Raw genomic sequence first — 21023 nt, 5'->3', positions numbered from 1 at the left:
CAAAAGCCCTCTGTTTGAATTACAGAAAATCTATAGTAATTGTTAAAGCTGTTTTTGCTTATTATCTTTACAATCAGACGTTTCTTTTTTTACTAATTCTTCAAGAGTTACGCTAAATACTTCACCTATTTTTTCTAAATGATTTGCCCAAGAATGACTAACTCCATTTTCTATACGAGCATAAGCAGACTGAGAAATAGCTAAATAATCTGATGTTTCCTCTTGCGACCATCCTTTCTGTTTGCGAAGCATTTTTAATTTATCTCCTATTATCTTATTCATATCTACTCTATTCTTAGCTATAAAAGTTATTTTTTACTATTTTTGTTATTGTTTTATATTATTTAAATTCAAATGTAGTAATTATATTTACTAAAACCAAAAAATGGACATTAAAATTTCCAATATTAAAGAAAGAATTTTATATTTTGCTAAAAATCAAAGTATTAGCTATGAATTTTTTTGTGAATCCATAGGCATGACATACGGCAGTTTTAAAGGAATTGCTAAAAAAAGACCTTTAAACTCAGATGCTTTAGAAACTTTAATTACCAAATATCCACAAATTAATTGTGAGTGGCTTTTGACTGGAAAAGGAAGCATGCTTTTAAATGATATCCCTACTACTATAAACGAAAGTGCTTTATTAGAGGAATTAGAATTAAAAAATAAAACATTAGCACTTTATAAAGAAAAAGTGACTTTTTTAGAAGATAAAATGAAGAGGATTAGTACTGGAAATGAAAGTGATGAACCTGCATTATTGCAAATGATTAAAGAAATACATCATATTGTAGTTAGTAATGCGATAAATGATATTATTAAGGTAAATGAAGAAGAAGGGACTAAAGAAAAAGGACAAAAACAAGTTAATACTTAATAAAAAAACTACTTCAATGAAAGTAGTTTTTTATTAAAATTCAATTCTTGAAATTAATTTATCCATTATCCCTTTAGACACATCATCATCTAATTCTTGAAGTTTCTGTTTAATTTGCAAGAAGACCTTATTAGCTTCCTCTGAAGTAATAAGCCCTTCTTGTTTATCCTTAAGAGTTGACTTTGCTAATGATAATAAAATTATTAGTTCATTATTTTTCATGAATTGCAATTTTTAAATCTAACAAAGCTTCTAATAGTGATACTTTATTTTTATAATACTTTTCTTTCTTAATGAACTTATCTACAAAAAGAATGAGTAGTATAAAACAAATTACTACTGCAAATGCATAATGATAAGAATATCCCATGTCAGAATCATTATCACTGACCATCCAAAATAGATTTGCGCTAAATATAAAAATAGGGAACACAAAACTTATTCTCAATGGTCTAAAATTAGCACCTATAGCCAAAATAATAGGAGATAACGTTGTAGTTAAAGCAAAAATAAAATTTTCAGTACTACTATAACCAAAATTATAATCCAACTCAAAACCCAACTTATCAGTATAAGTAATTAATGCTGATAAAACCACTAAAAATGTTCCTATAATTCTATTTTTCATAAATTAATTTTTATCCCCGTGGAGGAATCCTAACTCCACCATCTTTTGTTCTTGAAGACTCATCACTTTCTGTCTCTATTGAATCTGTAACATCGTCTCCTCCAACAATTGTAAGCAATTCTTTTTTTGTTAAGACTTTAGCTTTTAATTGTATATTTTTTAGAATTTTCATACTAAACTTTTTATTTGATTAATAATAGTTATAAAAGTAATCATTCTAAACAATTTATAAAAGTTACCACAAATTTAAATGAAAGCCTTATATTTTTAGTTACAGAAAATCTATAGTAATTGTTAAAGTTGCTGTTTTGAGTATTTTTATCTATTTTAATTTAGCAATTAAGTTAATACATTGCATCATTAAATTTAACCCGCTGAGTGTAATTAATTTTTGATGATTTTTTTATCAGTTCGAGTGTTTTTCGACAGAAAATCGTATCGAAAACAAGAAAAATTTCATTAAAAACGGTTCTCGATACATTTTTTGTTCCGTTTTACTGCACAAAAAACACTCGAAATGACGTTTTTAATAATTACACCCAACGGGTTAAATTTATTACTGGGAAAGAATAATTACAATGATGAAAAATGTGTTATGCAAAAAAAGAACACTATTACCCGAAAAACGCATAAGACTCTAAAAGAAAACTTTTTAATTTAGCCTTATAATTTTTTATGTATAACAAATTAATAAGCAATAATTATGGGAAAAATCAATTCAATCATTATAGTAGCTTTAATTATTTTATCGTGTAATGATGTTAATACTATTGAAAACAACATTAAAACAAAAGATATAAACAATAAATCAACCCAATCGGGAATTAATGTTTACCAGAAAGGGAAAGAGTATCAAGCATGGTATTTTTTATCGGATCCAGATACTGGAGAAAGAATACGGTTCTTAAAACAGCAATAAGATTTGCTTAAAATCTGCTAAAATGAAGAAAAATGTAGAAGTTTTTAGAATATAGTATAAAAATAAACGCATAAAAAAATCCCGATAAAATCGGGATTTTGTTTTTATAACACTACAGATAATTAGTAACGACCACCTCTATTGTTATCTCTGTTGTTAGAAAAGTTTCCTCTTCCTCCACCACCATTACCATTACGGTTGAAAGATCTTCTTTCACCTTCTGGTTTTGGTTCTGATTTGTTTACTACAATAGTTCTGCCTTCAACAGTTCCACCGTTTAACTCATCAATTGCTTTCTGAGCTTCTGCGTCATTTGGCATTTCAACAAATCCAAATCCTTTACTTCTTCCAGTAAATTTGTCAGAGATAATCTTAACTGAATCAACAGTTCCATACTCTTCAAAAAAACCTCTTAAATCTGCTTCCTCAATACTGAACGGAAGACTTCCTACAAAAATGTTCATAAATAAAATTTTATTTGCCAAAGGTAGTCTTTTAATAGATACAAAAATCTTTTATTTCATTTATTTTCAATGAAATAGAAAAAAACTTTTTATTTTGATGATTATTTTGCGCTTGTTAACTCAAAATATTGTCTTTCAATCATTTCTTGATGATCTGGGTGTGCAATCTTAACCATCTCATCAATCCTTTTCTTCAGTGTTTTACCGTATAAATCGGCAATTCCATTTTCTGTAATTATATATTGAACATGAGAACGCGTCGTTACAACTCCTGCTCCTTGTTTTAAATAGGGTACAATTCTACTTTCTCCTCTTTTTGTAACAGAGGGTAATGCAATTATTGCCTTACCGCCTTCGCTTAAAGAAGCACCTCGCATAAAATCCATTTGTCCTCCAACTCCTGAATACATTTTCCCGCCTATAGAGTCGGCACAAACTTGTCCTGTAACATCTACTTCTATTGCAGAATTTATCGCAATCATTTTTGGGTTTTTACGAATCACTGCTGTATCGTTTACCATAGATGATTCTCTTAACTCTACAAAAGGATTATCGTTTACAAAATCGTATAGCCTTTGTGAACCAATTAAAAACGTTGCTAAAGCTCTACCTCTAACCGTTCCTTTATAATTACAATTAATAACGTCTTTTTCTATCAAATCAATTACTCCATCGGAAAACATTTCAGTATGTAATCCTAGGTTTTTATGATTCGTTAATTTACTTAATGCTGCATTTGGAATATTTCCAATTCCCATTTGTAAGGTGCTTTTATCGTCTATTAAAGATGCAACATATTCTCCAATCTTCTCTTCAACATCTGTAAAAGGAGCTACTTCATGACAAAATATAGGCAAATTAACATCTACTAAATAATCTATCTCCGAAACATGGAGAATTCCATCTCCAAATGTTCTAGGCATTTGCGGATTTACTTGAGCAATTATTGTCTTTGAATTTTCAATAGCTGCAATTGTTGCTTCTACAGAAACACCTAACGAACAATATCCGTGCTTATCTGGTGGTGAAACATGAATAAATACTACATCTAATGGTAATACATTTTTTCGAAACAAGCGTGGTAATTCACTTAAAAAAACGGGTGTATAGGAACCGTTCCCTGCTTGTAAAGTATGTCGAACATTTTTTCCTATAAAAAAAGAATTTACATGAAAACTGTTCATTAATTCTGGATTAGCATATGGAGCTTCTCCTTCTGTGTGCAAATGACAAATTTCGACATCTCTTAATTCTGATGCTCTTTCTGATAATGCTTTTGTTAATATTGTTGGTGTTGCAGCAGCTGCTTGGACATATACTCTATCTCCAGATTTTACTATTTTTACAGCTTCCGCAGCCGTTACATACTTACTCATACCTAATGATTTTTATTTACTACAAATTTACTATTGAATGAAATCTTAAAACATGACATTTCTCAGGTTTGAATTATTTTTTATACATTTGAAAAAGCATCTTATCTCAACTATCAAACTTTATGAAATTAATTTTTCCTAGTTCTTTATTACTCTTATTTTTAGTTCTATCATGCTCTGAAAAAAAAACTGAATTAACCGTTTCTTATAAACTTCCGGAAAAACTAGATGAAGTTTCTGGTATTGCCTACATCAACAACAAAACCTTTGTTATTGAAGATAGTAAAAACAAAAATAGCATCTATATATTGAAAAAGAACGGAAAGATTGATACCGAAATAAATATCGAAAATATCGAAAACGAAGATTGGGAAGATTTAACTTCTGATGCTTTAGGAAATGTATATATTGGGAATTTTGGGAATAACAAAAATAACAGAAAGGATCTAAGTATTGATAAAATTTCTATAGATCAGTTAGATGAAGATTCTATTTCTGCAAATGAAAAAATTACTTTTTATTATCCTGAACAAACTCTTTTTCCTCCTAGTAAAAAAGAATTATTATATGATTGTGAGGCTTTTTTTGAATGGAATGGTTCTTTTTATTTATTTACTAAGAATAGAAGTAAGGGTTTTGATGGCACTACTTTGATTTACAAAATCCCTAACAAGGCAGGGCATCATAAAGCACAACTTTTAACTACTTTTAAAACTTGTGATGATTCTAAAACTTGTGCTATTACTAGTGCCGCAATAAGCAATGATGGCTCTAAAATGGTTTTATTAACTCATACTACTATTTGGTTGTTTGAAGATTTTACAGATGATTATTTTACTAAAGGGAAAATTAGTGCATTAGAACTGCATCATCAATCTCAAAAAGAAGCAATTTGTTTTAAGGATGATGATACTATTCTTATTGCTGATGAAAAGAAGACTAAAGATGATGGCAATATATATGTTGTTTCTTTAAAAGATTTAAAAACCAAATCCTAATCCGAAAGCGACTCTAATACCATCTGACGAATTAAAGATTCCTAAATTAGCTGTTATCAATTCTACTCCATTTATAAAGAGACCTCCTCCGTAGGAATTATTCCATTTGTTTGAATCTTCTCCTTTTAGCCAAACTCTTCCGTAATCGAAACCTCCATAAACTCCTATTCGCACAGGAATAAATCTTGTTTTTACACTATTAAAGCTATATCTTAAATCAGTATTTTGATAAAAAGATTGATTCCCAACGAAGCGTTGGTTTCTATATCCTCTTAATCCATCTGTTCCTCCAATTGATGCTCCTTGATAGAATTCAAAATTATTGCCAAAAACAATATGACTTTTAAATTGTGTGGCTAATACTAATTTCCCTGAAGCATTTAGTTTATGATTGAAGCTTACTTCTGGAATTAAATATCCATAATTTCTATTTCTTTTATCTATATTTGATTTATATCCTACAGATAGAGCAGTTTTCATTCCTAATGTTGGATAAGCTTTGTTATCATAATTCTCAAAATGATAATTAATTTCTGCTCCTACAAATTGTACCTCATCAAATATATATTTTGGTAATTGAATGTTATTTTCTACAAATCTGTCTTTTGTATCGTCTACTTCAATTGATTCATAAGTCATTTTAAATGTGGCTATACTTCCTGATCTGCTTCGCCATTTTAATGAAGGAGAAATACTAAATGTTCTTACTTTTACACGATTATAATTTAGGCTATAATCATCATCAAAATTCTTTGTTTCATTTCCATATCCAAAGAAGTTTTGCGTAAAGTTTGGACTTTGCAATCCTGTTTCAATTTCAAAATTAAATTTACCTAATATCCTGGCTATTTCTAGTTTATAGAATAGTTCATATCCTTTTGTAGCAAAATAATAAGCTCCTTTTAATTGATGCTGGCTCGAAAATGGGTTTCGCTCAAATCCATATTTGGTAAAAACATTTGTAAATCCAATTTTAAATCCATCATCTGGATTGGCTCCAATAACAGGAATTATTTGGTTTGTGTTGTTTTTTATTTTTTTATAATCATATACGTTTATATCGTAATCATCTTGTTTTTTGACTGTTGCTTTCTGCGCTTTTTCAAAATTGTTTTTCTTTGATTTATAATCATATATAACTATATTTTTTCCTTGTTCTACTTTATAATTATCGTTGTTTTGACCTCCAATAAGTCTGATTTTTATTTTTTCGCTTTTTCCTATTACTTCAAATGTATCATCATCGTCTAAGCCATAAATCCATATTTCTTTTGTTTCTTGAGGATTATAGGTTCTGTCATGAAATTTGTCTTGATAAGTATTGTCTTTTTTTCTATATAATGATACTTGAACTTTTCCGTTTTCTAAACAATTTACTTGTATATAATCGTCTTTATTTGTAGCTGTTAAAACAGCAAATTTATTTATCAATTTAAAATATCTATCTGCTATTTTTTGAAGGTTGTTTCTTCTGGCTTTTAGGATTTCTTTTATTTCAGAAATGGTTTCACCTTGTATTTCTTTAGGTATAGCCTGAAAAGCTTCATCTATTACCTCGTTTGTAATTTTATTTTGAATATGTTTTACTTGTTCATCCCAAATAGTTTTATCTGATTGATTTATAAATGCCATATCTAATGGGAAAGGTTCTAAATTAAATCCTTTTACATCTTTTAAATCTGCATCATATTTACGTAATATTTTTGCCACAGGAATCAGTCTCACAGCAGCTCCTAAAAGAAATCCATCAGACATTTTTGAGAAAGCTTGATCTCTATCTCTTGGTAAAGGTCTATAAATTATTTTTCCGTTTTCTTTAAATTCTAACCATCTCCATTGATCTTGATGTCTGTCCCAATCTCCTATTAACATATCAAATAATCGTGCTTTTATATAAGCTGTTTCATCGATAATTTTGGACTCATCTGAATGAATTTCTTGTAATAAATCGTTTGTGCTGATTATTTCTCCTGAAAAATTATCGCCTGCTAAGTCAACATGTCCATCTGATGCGTGCTCTTCTAAAAGATATAATTCATCACCAAATTCCTGATTAAAACTACCTAATGCTTTTTGCTTTGGAATATAAAACAATCTTGGATTTAAATGATATACTCCTATTGCATCGGAAAGCAATGTCATTGTAAGTGGCACATAAGGATAAGAACCTGTAAATACGTCTTTTACTAAGTTCTCAGAAGCTGTGTTTCTAAATTGACCTTCAACATATTGATTTTTAAACATAGCAGCTTGTATATATTGAGATGCTTCTTTTTTCATAGCTCTCATTACATATTGTTTTCCATCTTTTGCTTCTAATCGTAGGGCTTTTGATTGTGTTCCTCCTCCTTTTCTTACTGGAACTAATCCTCCAAATAACGTATCTAAGTTTACTGTTTTTGCTAAAACAGGGATACTATAGTCTTTTCTATATCGTTCTCCCCATAAAAAAGTATGAAACTTTCCTTTTTTGGTTTCTTCTGCTGTGTAAATCGATGCTTTTATAGAATCTTGTACAATTGGCAAAAGTGTTTCTTTAAATTGAATATCTGCAACTCCATAAACTTGAGTTGAATATTCTATGCTATCTTTTTTAGCATTAATAAACTTAACATTTGACGCTCCGTTCTCATATATTTCTAAAATTGCAAAACCGTTTGCAGCATGTGAATATTTTCCGCCACCAATGGTTCTTGTTGGAGTTGTTTTAGAACCTGAACCACTTATTATTTGTGGTAAATTATCTTCTACTAAATATTGTAAGCTATGTTCGTGTCCTGAAACGAAAATAACTCTATCATTAAATTGCGATGCTGCTATAATATTTTTTCGTAATTCATTATAATGCTTATTTTGCATATCTGCATTTACAACACCTGTCGTTTTTCTAAGTATATTTTTGATATATCCTAAAGGAAAAAAAGGTTGATGATAATTTTTAAAAGAATATTGTCCGCCATGTGGTCCATTACTAAACATTGGATGATGAATGGCTACTATTGTTGTTTTTCCTCTAGCTTTTTTGATTTCACTTCTAAATTCATCTAAAAACTGTGTTTTCGTTTTTATTTCACAATCGTCATTAATCGTAGGATGTTTATCCCAATTTGTAATGTACCATTCTGAATCTACTAGAATTAACACAATATCATCTTTTATTTTTATGGTTTCAATAGGACAACCATCTTTTGGTAAAAATGATTTTTTACCTAGTTTTTCTTCAACATATTCTTGCTGTCTTTTTAATCCTTCAACCCCATTGCTATACCAATCGTGATTTCCTGGCAAAAAAATAGTTTTCCCTTTAAATTGCTTAACTGCTTCTATCTGAACGTTAAGTTGATGTTCTGCTAATTCTCTTCCTTTGTCTTCTTTTTTAGGTAATCCCTTTGGATAGATATTATCTCCTAAAAACAAAACTGTAGCATTTTCATCTGTGACTTCTATATTTTTAGAGAATTTCTCTAGTGCAATTGTTGTACTATCTTTTTTAGCATTTCCTGCATCTCCCATCAAATAAAAAGTATAAATTACTTTTAATGAATCTTTCTCTAACGCTGTTATTGTTTTGTCTTTATCATCAATTTGTAATTGCATTGTAGCACACGAATTGAATAAGAATAATAAGAGGATTACTGTTGAATAGTAACGAAATGCATAAACATGTGTATTAACCCAAAACATTTTCATAAATTAGTCGGATAAAATGAAACCGATGAATTTGATTTTAAAAGCAGAAAATTTTGTAGAAAACTTATTTAAAGAAAAACTTTCCGAGTCTTTTACCTATCATAACTTTGATCATACTAATAGTGTGATTCAGGCTGTTATTGAAATTGCTAATTATTATCAAATTTCTTACGAAGATAAAGAAAAATTAATTATTGCTGCTTGGTTTCACGATACAGGTTATACTGTTGATACTAAAAATCATGAGGAAATTAGTGTGCAAATTGTAAAATCTTTCTTAGAAGAAAATAATGCGTCTGAAGACTATATTGATTTTGTATCTCAATTAATTAGAGCTACTGTTTTTGACTATGTTCCAAAAAACAAATATGAGCAAATAATGAGAGATGCTGATTATTTTCATTTTTCTAATAAAAATTATTTTAGCATTTGTGAAAAATTAAGAACAGAATGGGAATTAACTTGTAATAAAACTTTTACTGATGAAGAATGGGCAAAAGAAAATTATAAGATGTTAACAAAAACACATTCCTATTATACTTCTTATGCATTAGCTAATTGGAAGCCTAAAAAAGATAAAAACATTCAAAAAATAGAAAGTTTATTACTTAATGATACTTCTGTAAGTGATATTGAAATGGAAAAGAAAAAAAAGGAACCTAGACCTGAAAGAGGTATCGACACCATGTTTAGAGTTACGCTAAACAATCACACTCGTTTAAGTGAAATTGCAGATAGTAAAGCTAATATTTTATTATCCGTAAATGCTATTATTATTTCAATTGCGCTATCTACTATTATTCCAAAACTTGATAGTCCTAGTAACCAACATCTGATAGTACCTACATTCGTTATGTTGATATTCAGTGTTGTTTCTATCATTTTTGCTATTCTTTCCACTCGTCCTAAAGTAACTTCTGGAATCTTCACAAGTCAGGATGTAAAAGATAAAAAAGTGAATTTATTATTTTTTGGAAATTTTTACAAAATGCCTTATCATGATTATGAAGAAGCTGTTAATGAAATGATGAAAGATAGAAGCTATTTGTATAATTCTATGATTAAGGATTTATACTACTTAGGTATTGTTTTAGAGCGTAAATATAGATTGTTACGTATTACGTATAATATATTTATGCTAGGCATTATTATATCTGTTGTTGCTTTTGTTATTGCTTTTCAAACCAAATTGTTTTAACTCTTAACTGATTTCGTTTAAAAGGTCTTGGTAAGAATATTTTTTATCTAGAACAATATCATTTACTACTTTTACTCTAAGTGCTTTTAACCCAGAAACGCCTTGCAATTCTTCTATTTCAAATTGTTCAATTGAAGGTTCAAGTATGTTTTTATATTGAAGAAACTTGATATATTTTAGATATTCAACTTCTTCGTGACTATGAGAATAAACAATTGTTATTTTTTCTTTTGAAGTTATTCTTTCTTGTGTTCCTAAGATATGTGCTTTATCAATTCTCTTTTTTACTATCTCATATCTTGCATTATAAGATCCGTCAACATCAAAACGTTTTTCGTCCATTCTAAATCTAATGGATAAAGGTGAACTAAACACCAATATTAACGAAGTTACTTCTAATACGAAAGGCAATGTTTCTTTAATTTTATGGTGTTCTAATTCCATCTCGCAAAGTGTCTGCAATTGCCATAATCTTAAATTATTTAAATAAATTTTATCAAATGGCACAGATGGTGCTATTGTAGCTCCAATATACAAGTTATGCTCTACTCCATCGGTTTTAAAACGTTCGTAATAATGAGGATATATTTTTTGTGCTTCTGCTTGTTTTTCATCTAAAATAGAAGCCATTTTTTTATTGATAACCGACAATGTATAATCAAAATCTTTTCTGGATTTATAAAACATTCCTGTTTTGGGATCTAAACTTTCAAAGTAGTCTTTTATTTTTACTTCTACCGTAGAAATTGCTTTTGCCGATTCTGCAATAGGATGAATTTCTGTTTCTATATAACGTTGAATCTGTTGTTCGGTATCTGCTTTTAAAGGTGAATTTAGTTCTTCTAAAAAACCTATTAATTCAAACATTTTTTGATCTAAAATAATTAAGTCATTAGATTCTTTTATTGTACCAACGATGTCTATTAATGCTTCAATCTGACTTTTTAGATCTGATTTTACTGTTTGATTTCTCTTCTCCGAAGAACCTTTTATATCTATTTGACCATATAAAGGATATATTTCTTTAAAGGTTATTTCTTTAAAAATATAGTCTTTAGTATTTGATGCAGAACTAATGTAGTTTTGCGCTTCTTTTTTAAATTTCCAATAGACACTTGGGTGTATTGTTGTATATTCTTTTTGAATAATGGCTTGTTCTAAATTTTCAATTTCATTATAAGAACGTTCAACTGTATCTACAATGTAAGGCAAAATTAAGTCTATTTTATTAGCATTAATTGAATTTAATGCTCTTGGAATAGATGATACAACTTCAATTATGCCTAATAATTTATTGTCTTTTATTATTGGTACTAAAATGCAACTTTTAATATTTTGTTTAAGTAGTCTTTTTGCTAACGCTATTGATTGAAATTTTTCTACATCTGATACAACTATCTTTTCTTTTTTATCTAATAAAGATTCTAATGTAAAATTACACAAAACGCTTTCACAATTTACATCTTCAATATCATGTAACAAATAACTTACTAGCTTGTCTTCATTAAAAAATGATTTTTCAAAATTTGCAGTATAATCATTATACTTTGCGAAACCTATTTTAACATCTTTGGTTTTAAAAATAGATTTAAAAATATCTTCAAAATCATGTTCAAAGTTATGTTTTTCAACTTCCGATTTTAACAAATTAGTTTTAAGATTTGAAACAGCGCTTTCTACTGTTACATCTACAAGAGTTACAATTCCAAATCCTTTTAAAATCCAAGAATTAGGTGGGAATTTTTCTTTCCATAATGCTAAATCATCATAATTATCAATAAGTTCATAAATTTCTTCTTGACTTAGCGGTATCATTTTATCTGTTGGAATAACTTCAATAAAATCGGCATTATATAAAATTCTATAATGGTTCATAATTCCATTTTCATCTGGAATATCATAAAAAAGAGGTTGTCTATTATCTATATTTTGATTGTAATAAATATTTAAAATAATATGACAATTCATAATGTAAAATTGATGCTCATCAAAATCTCTTATTTCAAAATCAAAAGTTGTCCCTGATGAGTTTAATATCTTTTTAAATCGTTCGGTATAATTAAATGTAAAATTTATAAAAGGGAGTGTTACTGCTTTAATTTCATTATGAGTTAAAACAGTAGGAAATAAATCTGCTAATAAATTTCGTATTGTAGTTTCATTTTCTTTTATGAACGATACATCTTGAATTCCGTTTATAAGTTCGGGTTTATCTTCAACTTGTTTTAATAAACTTTTCGCATAATTAGCTCTATATTCAATATCAGACTTAGCTATTTCCTCTAACTGTTCAATTAAAAGATGGAAAGAAATAAGTGTTTTAAAAGGACTTGGATATAGATATTCTAATTCCATAAAAGTAAAATTTTACACAAAAATACGAATATTTATCTTAAAAATAGTGAATAGTTTGTTAAGACGAGTGTCTATTATTTACATTCAAATCTTATATTTATATAGAGCTAAAAGTAGAAAAAGGCTGTTATTGTATATCCTAATTTAGGATTGTTTTCTTTTTAAAAACAAATTAGATTCCTTATAAAAGAAATAGTCTTATAAAAGATTAAAAATTGTATTTTTGCGATTAGAATTTGATTATTATGATTATTATAAAAACCAAAGAAGAAATTGAATTAATGCGTGAAAGTGCATTAATCGTTTCTAAAACATTAGGAATGCTGGCTACAGAAATTAAGCCTGGTGTTACTCCTAACAAACTAGATAAACTAGCTGAAACTTTTATAAGAGACAATGGTGCTATTCCTGGATTCCTAGGGCTGTATGGTTGTCCTTCAACACTTTTAACAAGCGTTAACGAACAAGTAGTTCATGGGTTACCTACGGACAGACCTTTAGAAGATGGTGATATTATAGCTGTAGATTGCGGTGCTGTTTTAAATGATTTTTATGGCGATCATGCCTATACATTTGAAGTAGGTGAAGTTGCTGAGGAAACAAAAAAGCTTTTACAAGTTACTAAAGAATCTTTATATATTGGTATCAGAGAAACTAAAGTAGGTAATCGTGTAGAAGATATCGGTTATGCCATTCAACAGTATTGTGAAAAACATGGATATGGAGTTGTTAGAGAACTATGTGGTCATGGATTAGGACGAAAACTTCACGAAGATCCGGAAGTACCAAATTATGGCAAAAGAGGTCGTGGAAAAAAATTAGTAAACGGAATAACAATTGCTATTGAACCTATGATAAATCTTGGTGCTAGAAACATCAGAACTTTGAAAGATGGTTGGACAATTGTTACTGCTGATGGAAAACCTAGTGCACATTTTGAACATGATGTTGCTATTGTAGATGGAAAACCAGAATTGCTTTCTACTTTTGCATATATTTATAAAGCTCTTGGTATAATAAGCAATGAAGAAGATGAATTTAGACAAGTTCCATTAGTATTATAAATTTATGAATTGTAAATCTTGTTCATCAGAAATAAAAGAAAACAACCGTTTTTGCTCAAACTGTGGGTCAAAAATCGTCAATGACAGACTTTCTCTAAAAGGAACATGGGAAGAATTCGTTGGTCCTTTTTTTAGCTGGGATAATAATTTCTGGAGAACATTTTTTGATTTATTCACAAATCCTAAAGATGTATTAGAAGCCTATATAAGTGGTGCTAGAAAAAAATATTTTCAACCCTTTTCTTTTATAATTCTATATGCTACTATTGCTGTATTTTTTTATAAGTTTTTTCCATTGGAAATTATAATGGATTATTCTAAAGGTTTTACGGATGGACTCAACACCTCAAATCCATCAGCAAAATTGCCAAAATTTGACATGAAAAATTATATGGAGTCGATAATGAGCTATTATAATTTTTTTGTTTTGTTATTAATTCCAGTATACGCCTTAACCAGTCTCATTATATACAATAAAAGGGGACATAATTTTTTTGAACACCTAGTCTTTAATAGCTATATACAAACCAATTTAGGCTTCATATCTTTAGTGATGCAAGTTATTTTGGTTAATGTATTAGGGATGAATTTTGGTGTTTATTCTATTCTATTTTTGTTCATTTTTATATTTTTTACTATTTATATTTTTAAAAAACTCTATAACCAAAATTTAAAACAAAGTATTTCATCAGGAATTAAATATATCTCATTATTTTTTGCATTGTATTTTGGAATAATTGCCGTGTTTTCAATTTTATTTGGTATAATATATGCTTTGACACTTTTAAAATGAAAAAAATATTCAAGTTTATTCTTAATACAATTCCAAGACCAATTCTTATACGATTAAGTATTGTAGTTCGTCCTGTTATTGCTTTTTTATTAAAAGGAAACACGTTTACTGATCCTATTGATGGTAGAAGTTTTAAAATGTTTTTACCCTATGGTTATGGTACACAACGAAACAATGTACTTTCACCAAGTACTTTATCTTTAGAAAGACATCGTTTATTATGGTTGTATTTACAAAACGAAACTAATTTCTTTACTTCTGAAAAAAAGTTAGCAGTTTTACATTTTGCACCTGAACAAGAGTTTTACAAACGATTTAAAAAACAGAAAAATATAAAATACACTACTACTGATTTGTTATCACCTTTGGCTGATGTAAAAGCTGATATTTGCAATCTACCATTTAAAGATAACGAATATGATATCATTTTTTGCAATCATGTTTTAGAACACATTCCAGATGACACTAAAGCGATGCAGGAATTGTACAGAGTTTTAAAACCTGGCGGAATGGGTATTTTTCAAATTCCTCAAGATTTATCTCGTGAAACAACATTTTCAGATGATTCTATTACTGATGCTAAAGAACGTGCCAAAATTTTTGGTCAATATGATCATGTTAGAGTTTATGGTCGTGATTATTTTGATAAATTAAGAAGTATTGGTTTTAAAGTAGAAGAAGTAGATTATACAAGTACGATTCCATCAGAACTTGTAACGAGATATTGTTTAGCAAAAGGAGAAATTATCCCTGTTTGTTTTAAATAATCTAAACTATATGCCTTTTTCAGAAAATTCTAATCATGCTTTAGCATTTGATCTTTCATTTGATCCTATTTTAGAATCATATATTCCAAATGCTTTCATTGTTGAACAATTGGAAGGTGTTTTGTATTACATTAAAAAAAATGCAAATTCAAAAACAATCTCTGAATTGGATTACAATTTAGAGGCAAATGAATTACAATTACTTACGCTTTGTGAAAAATTAAATTCTAAAAATTTACTTTCTAAATATAAAATAAAAAATAAAGTAGCTAAAAGTTTGGAAGTTTTATTAAGTGATGATAAAACTAAGAAAGTAATTGACCATTATGTTCATTTTATACTTGAATCTTTTTTTAAAATAATTTCAAACACAAAATCACCATTAAGTTTAGACATCAATAAAAAGAATGTTTTTCATAAGCAACAAGTTTCTTTTTCTGATGTTGTTTTAGAACCTAAATTGCGTTTTTCAAAAACACCTGAGAATATTATTTATTGTTTAAGTCTTTTAAATCATAAAACGGTAATTTATCCATTTAAAACTAATTTTAAAATTTTATTTAATGAACCTTCTTGGGTTTCTATTAATAATACAATTTATACTATAAATCATATAAATGGAAATAAGTTAAAACCGTTTCTTTCAAAGAAAGAGGTTTTAATTCCTAATAAAAATAGTATTGAATATTTTAATACTTTTATTAAAAACGTCATCAAAAAAGTTCCTATTGAAGCTGATGGATTTACTGTAGAAACAAATAATAATTGTAAAGGTTGCAGAATAAAACCTATACTTCATCTTCAACATAAAATATATCTTTTAGAAATTATCTTTATATATGAAGATTATGAATTTTCCATTACAGATGAAAAAACGAAACATATTAATCTTAGCCATAATGATTTAGACGAATTTACCGTACATCAAATTATTCGAAATAAAAAGGAAGAAAAAAGAATTGTAAAAGCACTGGAACAATTAGGATTATTTTTTCTTACAGATGCGTTTGCTAGTTTTAATAAAAATCTTACTGAGTTAGACGAATTTTACAACATCACTGAATTAATCAATAATCATGAAAAAATAAGTAATGCTTCAATTGCTATAGATTTACAATTGAATAATACTAAGATTAACACGCACTCTTCTACTATTTCTTCAAATTTTATTGAGAAAAAAGATTGGTTTGACATTGAAATGATTATTGAAATAGAAGATTTTAAATTCCCTTTTTCTAATATTATTTCGCATTTAAAAACAGGAAATCGATTATATGAATTACCCAATGGAAGTCTGTTTCTTATTCCTTTTGAATGGTTTAGTCAGTACAAACCTTTAGCTGATTTTGGAAAAACAAGAAATAACACTATTCAAATTCAAAAGAATCAGTTTACTTTATTAGAAGAAACAGGAATTGCAACAGAAAAGGCTTTCAATAAAGATATTATAGCTTATAACACTACTGGAAATATAAAAGCCACTCTTAGAAATTACCAAGAAGAAGGTGTAAACTGGTTGATTAAAAATTACCAATTAGGCCTTGGATCTTGTTTAGCAGATGACATGGGATTAGGAAAAACCATTCAAAGCTTAGCTTATTTAGATTTTGTTTATACTCATTTTGAAAATGATTTTATTATTACCGAAGAGGTTTCAGATTCTTTAGATTTATTTAGTTCAAATCAACCTAGTATTACTAAAAAACTCAAAGCATTAGTTGTGGCTCCAAGTTCATTAACTTATAACTGGTTTAACGAAACTAAGAAGTTTACACCTTATTTTACGCGATTAAATTATACAGGTTTAGACAGAAAGATAAAACGAAAAAAACTAGATAAAGTAGATCTTGTTTTCACTTCATACAATCTACTTTTAAAAGATATAAATCTTTTAAAAACGCTTCATTTTAATTTTTTAATTATAGATGAAAGTCAGCAAATAAAGAATAGAAATTCACAGATTTACAAAGCTATAAACACTATAAATGCAACTCATAAGGTTTCTTTAAGCGGAACACCTATCGAGAACTCTTTAAGCGATTTATGGAGTCAAATGCAGTTTATAAACCCAAACTTATTAAATACTTATTCTTTTTTTGAATCTCATTTTAAAAAACCAATTGAAAAATCACACAATCTTCAAAAAGTAAAGGAATTAAAATCATTAATTAATCCGTATTTATTAAGACGAACAAAAACGGAAGTTGCTAAAGATTTACCTGAGATATCCGAACAGGTTTTTTATTCTGAAATGACAGATGAACAGAATAAATTATATGAAAATGAGAAATCAATTATTAGAAATTATTTAATTGAAAAACAAATTAACTCTGTTGACCAAAAGCCAAATTCAAAAATATCGATTTTAAATGCGCTTTCTAAATTAAGACAATTAGCGAATCATCCTATATTGATAGGAGAAGAAATGTCTTCTGGGAAATTTACTGATGTGACAGCTTATATTGAAACTTTATTACAAGCGAAACAGAAAGTTTTAATTTTTAGTTCTTATACTTCTCATCTAAAAATTTACACAGATTGGTGCGATAAAAACGGAACACTTTATAGCTTATTAACAGGAAGTACAAAAATAAAAGACAGAGAAACAGAAGTTGCTAATTTTCAAAAAGATGAAAACACATTGCTATTTTTCATTTCACTAAAAGCTGGTGGAGTTGGATTAAACTTAACAAAAGCTTCTTATGTTCTTATTTTAGATCCATGGTGGAATCCGTTTGCCGAACTTCAAGCAATAGGTAGAGCACACAGAATAGGACAGGAAAATCAAGTTAATGTAATTCGTTTTATTGCAAAAGATAGTATTGAAGAGAAAATTAGCCTTCTACAACAATCTAAAAAAGTAATTTCAGATAGTATTATAGAAAATACCATTCCTGAAGAAGTTTTTAATAATATTCATTATATTTTAGAATAAAAAAATCCCACAAAAGTGGGATTTTCTTTAGATACTTGTTTATAGTTTACTCTTCTGGCATCAATATAGCGATAACTTTTTCTTTCGTTAAGTATTTTTTGGCTACTGCTTGAATTTCTTTTGGAGTAATTGCTTTCACTTTTGCTTCATAATTTAAAATTTCTTCTGGATTATTATCGTTCATATAAGAACTTGTAAGGTTTGACATCCAAAAGCTATTTTCTTTTATTTTCTTTTTATAATCTAATTTTTCTGCTTCAATAAATTTATCAACATCTTTTTGTTCTGGTCCGTTTTCTATTATTTTATTTAATTCTCTCAATGCTGAAGCTGTTAATGTTTCTGCATTTTCTGGACCACATGGAAAATTAATTGAAAAACTAAAACTACCTGCTGGTACTTTATTCATATTTCCTCTTGCTCCTACTCCATAAACACCACTTTCATTTTCTCTTAGTTCTTCAACTAATTTGATGGTTAATACTTCTGCTAATGCATTTAAAGCAAAATCTTCTTTAGCATCATATTTACAATCTCCATAGAACATTATATTTACAGTACTTTTAGGATCTTTTCCTTTATTTATTATCTTTTTATGTTCACCTTTTAACATTCTATAACCTAAATCGATTGCTTTTTCGCTATCTTTTTTAGCAGGTAATGATGCTAAATATAATTCTGAATATTCTATTAATTTTGCTTCGTCAACATTTCCAACAAAATAGAAATTAAAGTCTCCTGCATTTGCAAATCTTTCTTTGTATATTTTATAAGCTAATTCATAATCTGCATTATCATAGTCTTCTGCTTTTGGAAAACCTAAGTATCTTGGATTTTCTTTGTTTAGATATGAGTATAACTCATTAGAAAAGTACATTGAAGGCATTGACAACATATTTGAAATAAATCCTTTTTGTTTTGTTTTATATCCTTCAAAAGCTTCCTTGTCCATGTTTAAATCTGTAAAATAAGCATGAATCATTTGCATAAGGTATTCAAAGTCTTTTGGTGTTGATGATCCTCTCATTCCTTCTACTGTTGAAGAAACAAAAGGATTAACTCTAGCGATTTTACCTGTCATGAATTTATTAATATCATTTTTATTCATGCCAGAAAAACCTGCTTCTGTTAAGCCACCCATTGCTACAGATACTTTTTTATAATCTTCATTAGAAAGTGTGTTTGAACCTCCAAAACTTAATGCTTGGAACATAATTTCATCGTTCTTGAAATCTGTTTTCTTATAGATTACTTTTGCTCCATTCGATAATGTAAATGTTGCAACGTCTAATTTGTCATTTTTTTCAGTTTTAACCACTTTTCCTTTTTTAACTGAATTTCTAAGTAAACTTTCTGCTACAGCAGTTTCTTCATACGGTTTTAATGCTTTTTCATCAATTTTCATCGCTTCTAAAACATCTTTCTCTGTTGGCTTTGCCACACCTTCTTTCTCTGGACCTGTTAGAATAACAACTCTATTGTCTTCTTTAATATATTTTGAAATTAAATCATTTGTTTCCTTTATAGAGATTGTTGGCAATAATTGTTTCATTGCTGCAAATGTCCATTCAATACTAGGCGCTGGTTCTTGCTCTAAAAAGTTACTTTGCATAGCCCAAACGTAGTTCTCAGACTCTGTTTTATCTCTCTCATTATATTGTCTCTCAACCTGATTTAGATATTTTGTTTTAGCTCTTTCCAATTCAGATTCAGTAAATCCATATTTTCTTACCCTTTCATTCTCTTCTATTAATACTTTTAAAGCATCTAATTGTTTGTCTTGTGCCACCATAGCAAAAGACTGAAAAGCTTCTTTATTTCTAGCAAATGTACCTCCATGATATGTGTATCCGTAAGTAAAAGGTGGTGTAGGTGAGTTTTGTTTTTCTTCTAATCTATTATTCAACATTGTTGAAAACAATCCTTCTATAAGTTCTGTTCTAAAATCTCCTACTGTAACTGTTTTCTTTGGTTCTGTATAGTCTTTATACAATAATCTTACTTGTGAAAAAGCAGCTTCTTTATCGCTTTCAACAGCTATAAATGTTTCTTTGTGATTTGGCACTTCAAACATTTTACGAGGCTTTTCCTTTTTTGGGTTTTTATATGAAGAAAAGTGGTCTTTTATTTTTTTCTCCATTTCTGCCACATCAATATCTCCAACAACTACTACACTCATTAAATTTGGTCTATACCAATCTTTATAGAAACTTGTTAATTTATCATAAGTGAAGTTTTCAAGAATTTCTTTTTGACCTATAGGTAAACGCTTTGCATATTGCGAATTATACATCATTTTTGGCATAAAACGTCCCATCATTCTTTTATCTGCTCCAAGTCCAAGACGATATTCTTCTAAAACCACACCTCTTTCTTTATCAATTTCTTCAGGAGTAAGTGTAGTATTAAACGCCCAATCTTCAATGATTTGGAATCCTTTTTCTAATTTTTCTTTATCATCTGAAGGAATTGGTAAGAAATAAACGGTTTCATCAAAACTAGTATAAGCATTTAAATGTTGTCCAAATTTAACACCTATACTTTGAAGATAATCAACTAATTTATTTTTTGGAAAACGTTTTGTTCCGTTGAAACACATGTGTTCCATAAAATGTGCTAATCCTTGTTGTTCATCTGTTTCTAGTATAGAACCTGCATTAATCATCAACCTAAGATCAACTTTATTTTCAGGTTTACTATTTTTTTTGATGTAATACGTTAATCCATTTTTTAATTTTCCTGTTTTAACGGTTGGATCCATAGGAATTGGACTGTCCATTTTAAGCTCTTGAGCAAATCCAATAGCAGACATTGCTGACAATAAGATGTAAAACGATTGTTTAATTTTTTTCATTTGTTATAGTATTTTGTTCTAAAACTAAACCTATAACACAAAAAAAACTAAATTATTATATATAAATTAACTTTTAATCTAAAGAAATAACATTTTAAAGAA

The 21023-nt window shown here is 28.3% G+C and carries 17 protein-coding genes; 8 read left to right on the top strand and 9 right to left on the bottom strand.

The window, feature by feature from the left end:
* Positions 1-42: 42 nt before the first annotated feature.
* On the bottom strand, positions 43-282 hold the full coding sequence (locus tag SY27_RS17950; protein ID WP_052705433.1) for a helix-turn-helix domain-containing protein: 240 nt from the start codon (positions 280-282) through the stop codon (positions 43-45).
* Between the two features lie 103 nt (positions 283-385).
* Between SY27_RS17950 and SY27_RS18405 the strand changes: the two genes are divergently transcribed.
* Positions 386-880 carry a hypothetical protein gene (locus tag SY27_RS18405; protein ID WP_052705431.1) on the top strand — a complete coding sequence of 165 codons (495 nt, stop codon included), beginning with the start codon at positions 386-388 and terminating at the stop codon, positions 878-880.
* A gap of 33 nt (positions 881-913) precedes the next feature.
* On the opposite strand, the gene SY27_RS17940 is transcribed toward SY27_RS18405, so the two are convergent.
* From SY27_RS17940 to SY27_RS18945, 3 genes are read right to left on the bottom strand one after another with little or no spacing between them, the layout of a single operon-like run.
* Positions 914-1102: a hypothetical protein gene (locus SY27_RS17940; protein ID WP_045972992.1), complete on the bottom strand. Its 189-nt coding sequence runs from the start codon at positions 1100-1102 to the stop codon at positions 914-916.
* Positions 1092-1508 (bottom strand): hypothetical protein, encoded by a 417-nt coding sequence (locus tag SY27_RS17935; RefSeq protein WP_045972990.1) that lies wholly within the window; start codon positions 1506-1508, stop codon positions 1092-1094. Before SY27_RS17935 ends, SY27_RS17940 begins: the two co-directional genes overlap by 11 nt.
* A gap of 10 nt (positions 1509-1518) precedes the next feature.
* Positions 1519-1680: a hypothetical protein gene (locus tag SY27_RS18945; RefSeq protein ID WP_161794175.1), complete on the bottom strand. Its 162-nt coding sequence runs from the start codon at positions 1678-1680 to the stop codon at positions 1519-1521.
* 531 nt (positions 1681-2211) lie between these two features.
* On the opposite strand from SY27_RS18945, the gene SY27_RS17930 reads away from it, so the two are divergent.
* Entirely contained in the window at positions 2212-2427 is a 216-nt protein-coding gene (locus SY27_RS17930; protein WP_045972988.1) for a hypothetical protein, read from the top strand.
* A gap of 122 nt (positions 2428-2549) precedes the next feature.
* Here SY27_RS17930 and SY27_RS17925 read toward each other — a convergent pair whose 3' ends face one another.
* Positions 2550-2891 (bottom strand): RNA-binding protein, encoded by a 342-nt coding sequence (locus SY27_RS17925; RefSeq protein WP_045973005.1) that lies wholly within the window; start codon positions 2889-2891, stop codon positions 2550-2552.
* 101 nt (positions 2892-2992) lie between these two features.
* Positions 2993-4267 carry an acetyl-CoA hydrolase/transferase family protein gene (locus SY27_RS17920; protein ID WP_045972986.1) on the bottom strand — a complete coding sequence of 425 codons (1275 nt, stop codon included), beginning with the start codon at positions 4265-4267 and terminating at the stop codon, positions 2993-2995.
* A gap of 122 nt (positions 4268-4389) precedes the next feature.
* Between SY27_RS17920 and SY27_RS17915 the strand changes: the two genes are divergently transcribed.
* The gene (locus tag SY27_RS17915; RefSeq protein ID WP_045972984.1) at positions 4390-5265 is read left to right on the top strand and encodes a hypothetical protein; all 876 of its coding nucleotides are present in this window, start codon (positions 4390-4392) and stop codon (positions 5263-5265) included.
* On the opposite strand, the gene SY27_RS17910 is transcribed toward SY27_RS17915, so the two are convergent.
* Positions 5248-8955 (bottom strand): metallophosphoesterase, encoded by a 3708-nt coding sequence (locus SY27_RS17910; RefSeq protein WP_235271040.1) that lies wholly within the window; start codon positions 8953-8955, stop codon positions 5248-5250. The genes SY27_RS17915 and SY27_RS17910 overlap by 18 nt on opposite strands.
* Positions 8956-8980: 25 nt before the next feature.
* Between SY27_RS17910 and SY27_RS17905 the strand changes: the two genes are divergently transcribed.
* Positions 8981-10153, top strand: coding sequence for a Pycsar system effector family protein (locus tag SY27_RS17905; protein WP_045972982.1), 1173 nt, complete (start codon positions 8981-8983; stop codon positions 10151-10153).
* A gap of 3 nt (positions 10154-10156) precedes the next feature.
* Here the strand turns inward: SY27_RS17905 and SY27_RS17900 are convergent, their stop codons facing one another.
* Positions 10157-12508 (bottom strand): GAF domain-containing protein, encoded by a 2352-nt coding sequence (locus SY27_RS17900; RefSeq protein ID WP_045972980.1) that lies wholly within the window; start codon positions 12506-12508, stop codon positions 10157-10159.
* A 245-nt stretch (positions 12509-12753) separates the two neighbouring features.
* Between SY27_RS17900 and map the strand changes: the two genes are divergently transcribed.
* Genes map through SY27_RS17880 form a run of 4 tightly spaced genes read left to right on the top strand, consistent with a single transcriptional unit; the run spans position 12754 to position 18067 of the window.
* Complete coding sequence (map, locus tag SY27_RS17895) at positions 12754-13572, top strand: type I methionyl aminopeptidase (RefSeq protein ID WP_045972978.1); 819 nt, start codon at positions 12754-12756, stop codon at positions 13570-13572.
* 4 nt (positions 13573-13576) lie between these two features.
* Positions 13577-14365 carry a DUF3667 domain-containing protein gene (locus SY27_RS17890; protein ID WP_045972976.1) on the top strand — a complete coding sequence of 263 codons (789 nt, stop codon included), beginning with the start codon at positions 13577-13579 and terminating at the stop codon, positions 14363-14365.
* Positions 14362-15132, top strand: a complete 771-nt coding sequence (locus tag SY27_RS17885) for a class I SAM-dependent methyltransferase (RefSeq protein WP_045972974.1) — start codon at positions 14362-14364, stop codon at positions 15130-15132. The genes SY27_RS17890 and SY27_RS17885 overlap by 4 nt, the downstream gene beginning before the upstream one ends.
* Positions 15133-15142: 10 nt before the next feature.
* Positions 15143-18067 carry a DEAD/DEAH box helicase gene (locus SY27_RS17880; protein ID WP_045972972.1) on the top strand — a complete coding sequence of 975 codons (2925 nt, stop codon included), beginning with the start codon at positions 15143-15145 and terminating at the stop codon, positions 18065-18067.
* Positions 18068-18113: 46 nt separating this feature from the next.
* On the opposite strand, the gene SY27_RS17875 is transcribed toward SY27_RS17880, so the two are convergent.
* Positions 18114-20921, bottom strand: a complete 2808-nt coding sequence (locus tag SY27_RS17875) for a pitrilysin family protein (RefSeq protein WP_045972970.1) — start codon at positions 20919-20921, stop codon at positions 18114-18116.
* Positions 20922-21023: the final 102 nt, after the last annotated feature.

Origin of the sequence: Flavobacterium sp. 316, from assembly GCF_000967805.1 — a bacterium.
GTDB lineage: Bacteria > Bacteroidota > Bacteroidia > Flavobacteriales > Flavobacteriaceae > Flavobacterium > Flavobacterium sediminilitoris.
This window is presented reverse-complemented; position numbering and strand designations above follow the sequence as displayed.